Annotated in this window: 7 protein-coding genes and 1 pseudogene; 2 read left to right on the top strand and 6 right to left on the bottom strand. The window is 74.1% G+C overall.

Going from position 1 to position 11,350, the window contains the following annotated elements; translation table 11 throughout:
- Window positions 1-1,317 (bottom strand): diacylglycerol kinase family protein (locus tag AB0N76_RS37655; protein ID WP_363565287.1); only part of this gene is annotated, 1,317 nt, incomplete at its 3' end.
- Window positions 1,318-1,628: 311 nt separating this feature from the next.
- Between AB0N76_RS37655 and AB0N76_RS37650 the strand changes: the two genes are divergently transcribed.
- Entirely contained in the window at window positions 1,629-3,047 is a 1,419-nt protein-coding gene (locus tag AB0N76_RS37650) for an APC family permease (RefSeq protein ID WP_363565285.1), read from the top strand.
- A 29-nt stretch (window positions 3,048-3,076) separates the two neighbouring features.
- Window positions 3,077-4,714, top strand: a complete 1,638-nt coding sequence (locus AB0N76_RS37645; protein WP_363565283.1) for an amidohydrolase — start codon at window positions 3,077-3,079, stop codon at window positions 4,712-4,714.
- Between the two features lie 133 nt (window positions 4,715-4,847).
- Here the strand turns inward: AB0N76_RS37645 and AB0N76_RS37640 are convergent, their stop codons facing one another.
- From AB0N76_RS37640 to AB0N76_RS37620, 5 genes and pseudogenes are all read right to left on the bottom strand, one after another.
- The gene (locus tag AB0N76_RS37640) at window positions 4,848-5,552 is read right to left on the bottom strand and encodes a TetR/AcrR family transcriptional regulator (protein ID WP_363565281.1); all 705 of its coding nucleotides are present in this window, start codon (window positions 5,550-5,552) and stop codon (window positions 4,848-4,850) included.
- Between the two features lie 96 nt (window positions 5,553-5,648).
- The gene (locus AB0N76_RS37635) at window positions 5,649-6,809 is read right to left on the bottom strand and encodes a hypothetical protein (RefSeq protein ID WP_363565279.1); all 1,161 of its coding nucleotides are present in this window, start codon (window positions 6,807-6,809) and stop codon (window positions 5,649-5,651) included.
- A 190-nt stretch (window positions 6,810-6,999) separates the two neighbouring features.
- Window positions 7,000-8,706, bottom strand: coding sequence for a GMC family oxidoreductase (locus AB0N76_RS37630; RefSeq protein WP_363565277.1), 1,707 nt, complete (start codon window positions 8,704-8,706; stop codon window positions 7,000-7,002).
- Between the two features lie 16 nt (window positions 8,707-8,722).
- A pseudogene (locus AB0N76_RS37625) lies at window positions 8,723-9,145 on the bottom strand (sugar dehydrogenase complex small subunit); the annotation flags it as partial.
- A gap of 162 nt (window positions 9,146-9,307) precedes the next feature.
- Window positions 9,308-10,783 carry a hypothetical protein gene (locus AB0N76_RS37620; RefSeq protein WP_363565275.1) on the bottom strand — a complete coding sequence of 492 codons (1,476 nt, stop codon included), beginning with the start codon at window positions 10,781-10,783 and terminating at the stop codon, window positions 9,308-9,310.
- Between the last annotated feature and the right edge of the window lie 567 nt (window positions 10,784-11,350).

Here is an 11,350-nt window from a genome sequence, read left to right as displayed (position 1 = left end):
GGGGCGGCCGAACGCGAGGGCGGTGAGCCGCCGCCAGTCCAGCCGGTGCCCGGCGGTGACGACGCCCGGGCGCTCGCGCGGCACCAGGACCCGCAGCGCGCCCGGCCGCAGCGTGCACACCACCGGCGTCGGCATCCGCAGCGCCTCGCCGTCGACGGCCACCGGGATCTCGGCCGCCTCCTCGGCGGTCACCTCGACCCGCCGCGCCGTGGTCACGGTCAGCCCGGTGGCCTGCGAGCCCCGCACCGCCAGCTCGGCGGCCTGCGCCGCGCCCTCCACCCGGACGCCCAGCACGCCCAGTTCGCCGCGGTCGAGCCGGGGCCGCCGCCCGCCGCCGTCGAGTTCGTCGGAGGAGGAGCCGTACGGGTTGTTGCTGACCAGCAGCGCCTGCTGGGCGGCGAGCCCGGTGGCGTCCACCCGGGCGTCGACCAGGGCCACCCCCTCACCGGTCAGCAGGTCCGGCAGCAGGCTCAGCACCGTGCCGGCCTTGTCCTCGCGGTACTCGGGGCGCTGCACGACGTCCGCGTACACCCCGAAGGACACGGTGTTGACGAAGGCCCGGCCCGCGACCTCGCCGAGGTCGACCCGCAGCTCCTCGCCGTCGGTCAGCGCGTCGAGGCAGCGGGCCGGGTCGGAGCGGTCGAGGCCGAGGTCCATGGCGAAGTGGTTGCGGGTGCCGGCGGCGACCACCAGGAACGGCAGGCCGTGCTCGGCGGCGACCGCCGCGACCAGCGCCTGGGTGCCGTCGCCGCCCGCGACGCCGAGCAGGTCCGCACCCCCGGACACCGCCTCGCGGGCCAGCTCGGCGACATCGGCGGGGGCGTCCGGGTCGAGCAGCACCACCCGGGCGCCGAGCCCCTCCGCCCGCTCGACCAGCCCGAAGCGGTCGACCTTCCCGCCCCCGGACTTCGGGTTCATGATCAGCACCGGGTGCCTCGGCCGGGCCGCCGGGACCGCCCGCACCGCCCCGGCCGGGCCCGACCCGCGCAACGCGGCCCGGCCGCAGGCCAGCGCCGCACCCCAGCACAGGACCAGCAGCACCGCCGTCGGCCATAGGTCGTCGGAGGTGAACAGCACCAGCACGGCCACCAGCGCGACGACCCCGAGCAGCGCCCCCAGCAGCCGCCGGACGCCCCGGTACGCCAGGAACCACCAGACAGCCACGGCCCAGGCGACCAGCCCCAGGAACCCGGCCGCGACCACCAGCAGCCCGCCCGAACCCAGCGCGAGCAGCAGCACGGCCAGGGTGCCGGCCGCGGCCAGCAGGGCGCACCGCGCGAGCAGCCGGGCGCGCGCCGGTGCCGCCGTCCCGTCGATCTCGTCCTCCCCCTGCCGCGTCCGTCCACCACGGGCCTGATCCCGTGCCAGCAGCCTGCGCACTCCCCGCGCCGCGGGCAATTCCGGCCGGGCCGTCCGGGTGAGCCCCGTACCCCGCGCGTAAGCGCCCGGCTGCGCCCGGCGGTCCGTGTCGGCGGGCCTTATGACAACAGCATTGACGTTCAATGGCGCTGCCGGTTTCATGGCCGCACCCCCACACCCCCCACAGCCAAGGCGGTGATCCGTTGGCATCCACGGTGAAGGTCACGGGCGACGGTCCGAGAGCGGACGCGAGCAGCTCCGACGTCGCCATGCGCAAGTCCCTCGGCCTGCTGGACGGGGCGGCGATCGCCGCCTCCAGCACGGCCGCCACCAGCAGCATCGGCATCGGGCTCGGCCTGATGGCCGGGGTCGTCGGGCTGCACCTGCCCGCGATCATGCTGCTGGCCTTCCTCCCCGTGCTCGCCATAGCGGGCGGGTACGGGCGGCTGAACGCGGTCGATCCGGACGCCGGCAGCAACTACCGCTGGGTCGGCCGCACGCTCAGCCCGTGGCTGGGCTTCCTGACCGGCTGGGTGAACACCGTCGGCACCGTGGTGTTCATGGCGTACACCACGACGGTCACCGGCTCGTCGATCATCCAGCTGCTCGACCAGGCGCACCTGCGCAGCGTCGCGGGCCTGCGGCTGGACGCCGACTCGACCGTCCAGTGCACCCTGCTCGGTCTGCTGGTCCTGATCGGCGCCGCCCTGGTCGCGGTCCGCGGGCTCGACCTGGCCGCCCGGCTGCAGAAGGCCCTGCTGGTGTTCGAGTACGCCGTGCTGCTCGGCTTCTGCGGCTACGGCCTGTTCGCCGGCGACCAGCCGTTCTCCTGGCAGTGGTACAACCCGTTCGACCTCCCCTCCTTCGCCGCGCTGGCCCAGGGCATGGTGCTCGCGGTGTTCTGCTACTGGGGCTTCGAGTCGGTGTTCAGCGTCGGCGAGGAGGTCCGCGACCCGCGGGACGCCTCCCGGGGCGGCCTGCTCGCCCTGGTGGTGATGCTGCTGCTGTTCCTGCTCGCCGGCACCGCCTTCCAACGGGTGCTGCCCTTCGACGAGCTGGCCGACAACGGCGCGCACGGCCTCACCTACTTCGGGACGGCGCTCGCCCGGCAGCCGCTCGCCGCGCTGCCCCTGATCGCGCTGATGTTCTCCGCCGTGGCGTCCCTGCAGGCCGCCGTCATCCCGACCGCCCGCGGCCTGTACGCGATGGGCCGGGACGGGGTGCTCGGCCCGGTCTGGACCCGGCTCCACCCGCGGCACGCCACCCCCGCCGCCGGCACGCTGCTGATCACCGGGATCGCGGTCGCCCTGGCGCTCGGCTCGCTCGCCATCCCGACCGTCAACGACCTGATCACGGCCGCCGTCAACGCGATCGGCATCGTGGTCGCCCTCTACTACGCGCTGACCGCGATCGCCGCCGCCGTCCGGTTCCGCGGCCTGCTGCGCACCAGCCCGTGGGAGGGACTGCGCGCGGTGGTCGGCCCGCTGCTGGGCGCGGCGGCGCTGCTGGTGGTCGGCGGCTACCTGGCCTGGCAGTGTTACGACTCCGCCGACCACTTCGAACTCGCCGCCGACAACGGGTGGTTCGAGCTGTCCGTGCCGGTCCTGATGATCGTCACCGGGCTGCCGGCCGCCGCCTGGTCCCGCTGGCGGCGGCGCTCGCCCTACTTCCTGCCCGACGCGTCCTGAGAACGACCACAGCGAACGGAGCACCACCCATGACGAAGGCCGATCTCGTCTTCACCCGCGGACCCGTGCACACCGGCGACGCCGCCCGCACCCGGGCCACCGGGCTGGCCGTCACCGGCGACCGGATCACCGCCGTCGGCCACGACGAGGTCCGGGAGCTGATCGGGCCCGGGACCGAGGTCGTCGACCTCACCGGCCGACTGCTGCTGCCCGGCTTCCAGGACGCGCACATCCACGCCGTCTACGGCGGCACCGAACTGGCCGCCTGCGACCTCACCGGCACGGTCGGCGTCGCCGACTACCTGGCCCGGATCCGCGCCTACGCCGAGGCCCACCCCGAGCAGGAGTGGATCACCGGCAGCGGCTGGTCGATGGAGAGTTTCGAAGGCGGCCTGCCGACCCGGCAACTGCTCGATTCCGTCGTGCCCGACCGCCCGGTCTACCTGACCAACCGCGACCACCACGGCGCCTGGGCCAACACCCGGGCCCTGGAACTCGCCGGCCTCACCCGGGACACCCCCGACCCGGCCGACGGGCGGATCGAACGCGAGGCGGACGGCACCCCGAGCGGCACGCTGCAGGAGGGCGCCACCGCCCTGGTCGCCCGGCTGCTCCCGCCCTCCACCACCGCCGACCGCCTGGACGGGCTGCTGCGCGCCCAGCGCCTGCTGCACTCGCTCGGCATCACCGGCTGGCAGGACGCGCTGCTCGGCGTCTTCAACGGCCAGCCGGACCCGTCGGACGCCTACCTGGCCGCCGCCCGCGCCGGCACGCTGACCGCCCGGGTGACCGGCGCGCTCTGGTGGGAGCGCGACCGGGGCTCCGAGCAGATCCCCGAACTCGTCGAGCGGCGCGCCGCGCTGACCCACGGGCGGTTCCGGGCCCGGGCGGTGAAGATCATGCAGGACGGCATCGCGGAGAACTTCACCGCCGCGATGACCAGCCCCTACCTGGACGGCTGCGGCTGCGCCACGGCCAACGCCGGCCTCAGCTTCGTCGACCCGGTCGCGCTCCGAGGCCACGTCACCGCACTGGACGCGCTCGGCTTCCAGGTGCACTTCCACGCGCTCGGCGACCGGGCCGTCCGCGAGGCGCTGGACGCCGTCGAGGCCGCCCGCGCGGCGAACGGCCACCGCGGCACCCGGCACCACCTCGCCCACCTCCAGGTGGTCCACCCGGACGACCTGAACCGCTTCGCGCGGCTCGGCGCGATCGCCAACATCCAGCCGCTCTGGGCCGCGCACGAACCGCAGATGGACGAGCTGACCATCCCCTTCCTCGGCCCCGAACGCGCCGCCTGGCAGTACCCGTTCGGCGCGCTCCAGCGGGCCGGCGCCACCCTGGCGGCGGGCAGCGACTGGCCGGTGAGCAGCCCGGACCCGCTGGCCGGCCTGCACGTGGCCGTCAACCGGATGGAACCGGAGGCCACCGACGGCCGGGTCTTCCTCCCCGAGCAGCGCCTCGACCTGGCCTCCGCGATCGCCGCCTACACGGCCGGGGCCGCCCATGTGAACGGGCACGACGACGCCGGCACCCTGGCGGTCGGGAACCTCGCCGACCTGGTGGTGCTCGACCGGGACATCCTCACCGCCCCGCCCGAGGAGATCGCCCACGCCCGGGTGCTGCGCACCTACGTCGGCGGCGAGCTGGTCCACGCGGCGGAGTGAGCACGCGCCGGGGCGGTCCGGTGGCGGTGGACCGCCCCGGCCGCGCACGTGCGTCGGCGGCGAGTTCGTCCAGGTGGCGGGCCGAGCGTCCGCTTGGGGCGGCCGGGCTTCGGGCCCGGCCGCCCCGGTGCGTTCACGTCCCGGCGGCCAGGCGGGCCTCGGCGGCGTCGAGGAGGAGGTCGAGGGCGAGCGGGTAGCCGCTGCGCCGCATGTCGGCGGTGAGGAGGCCGGCGGTGGCGGCGATGTTCGGGTGGGTGGCGGCGTCCAGGCGGGCGTAGGAGGCCTGCCAGACGCCGAGGTCGGCGCTCGCGGCGGCGGCCGGCAGGGCGAGGGTGGCGGCGTCCAGGGCCGCGAAGCCGAGGCTCTGGTCGACGAAGGCGTGGTAGATCCGGACCGCCTCCGGGTCGGGGAAGCCGGCCGTGCGCAGGATGCCGAGGATGGTCTCGACGGCGCGGGCCTCGTGCGTTCGGCCGGTGGTGCGGTGCGCGGCGAGCAGGGCGGCCTGCGGGTGGGCCTGGTAGGCGGCGTGGATGCGCAGGCCGATGGCGCGCAGGTCGGCCCGCCAGTCGCCGGTGGCCTGCCAGCCGGCCTGGGCGCGGCCGATGAACTCGTCGGCGAGGGCGAGCAGCAGGTCGTCGGTGCTGTGGAAGTAGCGGTAGACGGCGCTGGGGTCGGCGCCGAGCGCGGCACCGAGCCGCCGCACGGTGAGCGCCTCGGCGCCGTGCTGCCCGACCAGCCGCAGCGCCGTGTCGACGATCAGCCGCTGCGAGAGGACGACGCCCTGCTTGGTGGGGCGCCGACGCACCCGCTGGGGTTCGGGGGTGACGCGCTCGTTCATCCGGGCAGCCTAGGACAGCGGCCTTGACGTAGGAAGACGTAGGAGGAGGCCGGAAGCGGCCGACCCGCCCGGAAGACGAGCGGGTCGGCCGGGGGGTCAGCTCGCGGGCAGGCGGGCGATGAAGGGGTTGAGCCGGGCGTTCTGGTCCGTGGCGCCGCTGCCGAACAGCCAGGTGGTGCCGTCCGGGCCGGTCGTGATCCCGTTCGGGTAGACGACCGGGAGCGGGGCGGAGGCCGCCGACCAGGCGGATCCGTCCCAGCGCTGGACCCGGGCGCTGCCCGCGGTGCCCGCGCCCCACAGCTCCGTGCCGCGCGTCGTCAGCCCGACGAAGTACTGCGGGTCGATGGCGGCCGGCGGCCGGGTGCCGGTCCAGCTGCTGCCGTTCCAGCGGGTGGCGTAGGCGCCCCAGGGGAGGGCCGGGCCGGTCGGGTTGAACCGGCCGGTGCTGCCGGCCAGCCAGACCTCGGTGGGGCTCTTCACGACCAGTTCGAACACCTGGACGTCGAGGTTGGGGTAGACCGGCGCGGGCACCTGGGTCCAGCTGGTGCCGTCCCAGTGCAGCAGGAACGCCTTGTACAGCGAACCGGAGGCCGAGGCCCGGTAGTCACCGGCCACCCAGACGTCGTTGGGCCCGACCACCCGCACCGCGTTGAAGCGGGACGAGCCGGCCGGGACCGGCAGGGTGACCTGGTCCCAGGAGGTGCCGTTCCAGCGCGCCGCGGCGGCGGTGGAGGTGGTGAAGCTGAGCGGGATCGAGCCGACGATCCAGGTGTTGGTGCCGGAGCCGGAGACGGCGCGCGGGTGGTACTTGCCGCCGGCGGCGTTCAGCACCGTGGTCTTGGTCCAGCCGCTGCCGTCCCAGTGGCTGGCGATGCCGACGTCGTTGCCGTCACTGCCCACGGCCCACACGTCGGCGGCGCCGGCCGCGTTGACCGCGGTCAGCTGGCCGGTGGAGGCGAAGTTGGTGTTGGGGATGTCGACCCACTGGGTGCCGTTCCAGCTCCAGGCGGCCGGCACGTTGAACTCGATCGGGTCCATGAAGATGACGTAGCTCTCGACCCGGTTCCCGACGGCCCAGCCGGCCGAGGCGCCGGCCATCGAGATGTCGGCGACGCTGACGGTGTCCGGGTTCGGGATCGGGGTGGTCTGCCACCCGGGCGTCGCCGCCGACGCGGGGGTGGTGGCCAGCGTGCCCACGGTGAGCACGGGAACGGCGGCCACGGCGGTCCGCAGCAGGGACCTCCGACTGATGGTCATGCGGTTGCTCCTAGTCCTGTCCACTGAGGCTCTGTCACTGTCGTTGCGCGAGAGGGAGTTGCCTGGCGTGGACCGGAACCCCGACACCGGGCCCGCTCGCCGGCCGGGCGGGCGATCCGGTCGTACACGTCGGTGGGTCATGCTCTCCCGGTGCGCTGACAGTGCGCTGACCGCAAGCGGAGGCGAGGAGTCAGAGCACCGCCGCCAGCTTCTCGGCGGTGCGGATGGTGACGGCGGCGAGGGTCAGGGTGGGGTTGGCGGTCCCGCCGGTGGGGAAGACGGACGCGCCGACCACCCACACATTGGGGTGCGAGTGCGAGCGGCCGTCCGGGTCGACCACCGCCTTGCCCTTCTCGGCGCCCATCCGCATGGTGCCCATGGTGTGGCCGGAGCCCTTGAACTTGAGCAGCGGCTGCTTCGGGTCCACCTCGGTCGCGCCGGCGGTGTCCTCCAGGTACTGCCAGATCCGGCGGACGACGCTGTGGCCGTAGGCGAGGGAGCGCTTGGAGTAGTCGTCGATCCGGTAGGCGATCCGCGGGCGGCGGACGTCCAGGGCGTCCTTCTCGTCGGAGAGGGTGACCCGGTTCTCGGGCAGTGGCAGTTGCTCGGTGGAGTAGCTGAACCGCAGCATCCGGGTGACCTTGTCCTCCAGCCGGTCCCGCAGCTCCTGTCCGAAGAGCAGGATCCGCTTCGCCTTTCCGTCCCACATCAGCTTGTCCAGCGCGGCGGCCGGCGACTCGGTGCGCCCCCAGCCGTCGTTGCCGACCGTCATCCGGAAGCCGCCGACGTCCTTGCGGAAGGCCCCGTCGCGGAAGGTCTCGACGCTGAGCACGGTCTGCGGGCCGCGGAAGGGGAAGACCGGCTCCCGGAAGAGGCCGACCACCTCCTCGGTCGGGTGGTCCATCAGGTTGCGGCCCACCTGGTCGCTCTCGTTCTTCAGGTCCGACAGCAGCCACAGCTTCGCGGTCTCGACGGCGCCCAGCGCCAGCACCACCTGCCCGCCGGAGACCCGCTGCTCGGCCCGGTCGGCGGTGGTCCAGTCCTTGAAGACGACGGTGGAGACCCGGTCGTCCGGATCGGCGAGCAGCCTGACGGCCACGCAGCCGGTCCGGAGCTCGACACCGAGGCCGAGGGCCCGGGTGACGTGGACGGAGGCGTCGTACTTGGCGCCGGACGGGCAGATCGGGACGCAGCTGGAGTTGCCCTCGCAGGCCGGGCGGCCCTGGTAGTCCACCGAGTTGCGGGCCTGGGGGTTGGTCACCAGGGTGACCGGGGTGCCGTCGATGGGCGGGATGTCGGTGAGCGCGGTGCGCACCAGGTCGTCGCCGTAGCTGGGGAGGATGCCCGCCATCGGGAACTCGGTGCTGCGCGGCGTGAGGTGGGGGTGCCACTCCTCGGTGTTGCCGGTGACGCCCAGCTCGGCCTCGGCACGGGCGTAGTACGGCTCCAGCTCGGCGTAGTCGAACGGCCAGTCCACCGCGACCTTGTAGGTCGACTTGAGGGCGAAGTCGGCCGGCAGGAAGCGCGGGCAGTTGCCGCGCCAGGCCCAGGTGCTGCCGCCGACCATCCGCTGGTAGCCGCTCTTGAAGAGGTCCGGGCCGGCCTCGACGTAGTAGGCGTTCATGACCAGCGGGTCGCCGGTGCCGTCGGAGGACGGCGCCCAGCGGTCCCGGTTGTTCGGCAGGTCCGCGTACGGCGCGGTGGTGGGCTGGGTGGCCGAGACCTGGTAGGCGTCGGTGTACGCCTTGCGCCGGGCCGGGTCGAGCGGGTTGGCCCCGGCCTCCAGCAGCAGGATCCGGGCCTCGGGCCTGGCGGTCTTGAGCTCGCAGGCGCAGAGCGCTCCGGCGACGCCCGCGCCGATGATCACGACGTCGAAGCGGTCGGGCTGGTTGTCCATGTCGGGGGTCCTCGGCTCAGGGGTGCTGGATCCAGTAGCCGTAGCCGCTGGGCTCGGGCGGCTGGGGGGCGGCGGCGATCGGGTGGGCCTTGATCACCTTCCAGATCAGCCCGGACCGGTAGTGCTCGGGGGTGTCCGGGGCGTCCGGCCGGTCGTCCGGCCGGGTGAATCCGGCGGTGAACCAGATGGTGATGGTCTCCCGGGCGGCGCGGGCCAGGCCCGGGTCGGCGTCGAGCCGGGTGCGGAGCCCGGCGGCCGGATCGGCCTGCCCGGCGGCCTCCCGGAAGGCCGCGAGCAGCCGGGGGAGGTCGGCGGGGAAGGCGGCGGTCAGGCGGCGCAGGTAGGCGGTGCCGGTGGCCGGGTCCAGGCCCGGTTCGGCGGTGAGGAGCTCGGAGAGCGCGAGGAAGTCGGCGTCGTCGGTCATGAGGTGCGGGTGTCCTGTTCGTCTCTGGCGGTTGTGCCGCGCCGACGCCCCGTAGCGGGCTCGTAGCCCATGGTGCGCGCGGGGAGGGTCCTTCGCATGCGCAGGGCAGGCCGTCCGGGCCCGGCTCCCGCCAGGAGCCGGGCCCGGACGAGGCGAGGCGTCAGCGGGTCACCGGGGTCAGCCGACGAGCTTGATGACCGCGGTGGCGGCGGCCTTGCCCGCGGCGGAGAGGATCTCCTTCACGAGGTCGCCGAGCGCCCCCGCCACCCCGGCCGCCAGGGTGTCGGTGCCCTGCAGCTCGGCCTTGAAGGTGCCGTTGAGGATGCCGTCCCACTTCTCGGTGATCTGCGGGTTGTTGCCGGTGACGGTGAACTCGTCGTTGCGGTCGGGGGTGCCGAAGGGCAGGCCGGCCACGGTGCCCTCGGTGTGGCCGGAGTGCTGGAAGGCGAACACGGTCCCGTCCGGCGTCATCACCGCGGCGGAGATGGTGTAGTCGATGTTGTCGAAGCCGCTGTCGTGGGCGTGCGTGCTGAACGAGAAGAACCCGTCCTGCCGCATCACGACGTGCGCCCAGCCGCCGATCGCGATGTCGGTCGTGACGTCCTGGTGGAACTCCTTGCTGGACGTGTCGTACCAGAAGTGGTCCTGGACCGAGGCGTCCCCGCCGACGTACCAGAGCTCCATGCTGCCGGGGATGCGGGAGACGGCGGTGATGCCGCCGCTGGTGGAGGCGCTGCCGCCGGGGGCGAGCTCGAAGGCCTGCCAGTTGGCGCCCTCGTACCAGTAGCGGTCCTGGACGGAGCCGTTGGCGCCGACGTACCAGAGCTCCATGCTGCCGGGGATGCGGGAGACGGCGGTGATGCCGCCGCTGGTGGAGGCGCTGCCGCCGGGGGCGAGTTCGAAGGCCTGCCAGTTGGCACCTTCGTACCAGTAGCGGTCCTGGACGGAGCCGTTGGCGCCGACGTACCAGACCTCCATGCTGTTCGGGATGCGGGACACGGCCGCGATGCCGCCGCTGGTGGAGGCGCTGCCCGCGGGGGAGAGCTCGAAGCCCTGCCAGTTGGCGCCCTCGTACCAGTACCGGTCCTGGACCGAGCCGTTCGCCCCGACGAACCACAGCTCCATGCTGTTCGGGATCCGGGAGACGGCGGCGATCCCGCTGTGGCCCGCCGCCGAGCCGGCCGGGGAGAGCTCGAAGCCCTGCCAGTTGGCGCCCTCGTACCAGTAGCGGTCCTGGACGGAGCCGTTGGCGCCGACGTACCAGACCTCCATGCTGTTCGGGATGCGGGACACCGCCGCGATGCCGCCGCTGGTGGAGGCGCTGCCCGCGGGAGAGAGCTCGAAGCCCTGCCAGCTGCCGCCCTCGTACCAGTACCGGTCCTGGACCGATCCGTTCGCCCCGACGAACCAGACCTCCATGCTGTTCGGGATCCGGGACACCGCCGCGATCCCCCCGTCGACCGAGGCGCTGCCGGCCGGCGCGAGCTCGTAGCGCTGCCAGGTGCTGCCCACGTACCAGTAGGCGCCCTGGACCGAGCCGTTCGAGGCGATCCACCAGAACTCCATGCTCCCGGGGATCCGGGAGACCGAGGCGAGCCGGCTGGACGGCGCCGCGCTGCCGCCGGGCGCGAGCGTGAATCGGTTCCAACTCATCGGTGCTCCTCCGTACTTCGCTGCCGCGACCCCTGCGCCGGGGTGGTCCCGGCGCTTGGCGGACCGGGCCGCCGCGAGCGACCCGGTCGACGCGTCGGCCACCGGCCGGAGCCACCGGCCGCCGCCCGACGCGTGCTCCCAAGGTAGGAACCGGGCCGGGCCGGGGGGATGAGCCCGTGGTCCCGACCGCGTCCCGGGACCGCCGCACCAGCCGCGCGCCCGCTGTGGGACCGCCCGGGCGGCCGCGACTACGGGTTCTTTCCAGAAGCCTCACAGGGAGGTCTGGAACCCCCACAACCGGGTTGCCTAGGCTCGGCATGTGCACGGCGACGTGCGTGGGGCGGCGACCAGGAACGGCGACCGGCGAGAGCGGGGCGCCCGGCAACACGGGAACATCACATGGACTACTGCGGACTCTGCCGCCGCCACCTGAACGGCGCCCTCGCCTGCCCCGGGTGCGGGGCGCCCGCGACCGGGCCGGACGGCGGCCCGGTGCCGACCGCGCGTCAGACGGAGGTCGTGGCGGTGGCCCCGAGCCCGGCCGGGCGCCACGGCGGGGCGCCGGCT

The organism is Kitasatospora sp. NPDC093806, from assembly GCF_040683335.1.
GTDB lineage: Bacteria > Actinomycetota > Actinomycetes > Streptomycetales > Streptomycetaceae > Kitasatospora.
Note: the sequence above shows the minus strand (reverse complement) of the source record. Positions and strands in the feature narration are given on the sequence as shown.

Excerpts from the sequence above, each read along its gene's own strand:
- AB0N76_RS37650 (WP_363565285.1), top strand. The coding sequence starts at position 1,629 with ATGCGCAAGTCCCTCGGCCTGCTGGACGGGGCGGCGATCGCCGCCTCC.
- AB0N76_RS37645 (WP_363565283.1), top strand. The coding sequence starts at position 3,077 with ATGACGAAGGCCGATCTCGTCTTCACCCGCGGACCCGTGCACACCGGC.
- AB0N76_RS37640 (WP_363565281.1), bottom strand. The coding sequence starts at position 5,552 with ATGAACGAGCGCGTCACCCCCGAACCCCAGCGGGTGCGTCGGCGCCCC.
- AB0N76_RS37635 (WP_363565279.1), bottom strand. The coding sequence starts at position 6,809 with ATGACCATCAGTCGGAGGTCCCTGCTGCGGACCGCCGTGGCCGCCGTT.
- AB0N76_RS37630 (WP_363565277.1), bottom strand. The coding sequence starts at position 8,706 with ATGGACAACCAGCCCGACCGCTTCGACGTCGTGATCATCGGCGCGGGC.
- AB0N76_RS37620 (WP_363565275.1), bottom strand. The coding sequence starts at position 10,783 with ATGAGTTGGAACCGATTCACGCTCGCGCCCGGCGGCAGCGCGGCGCCG.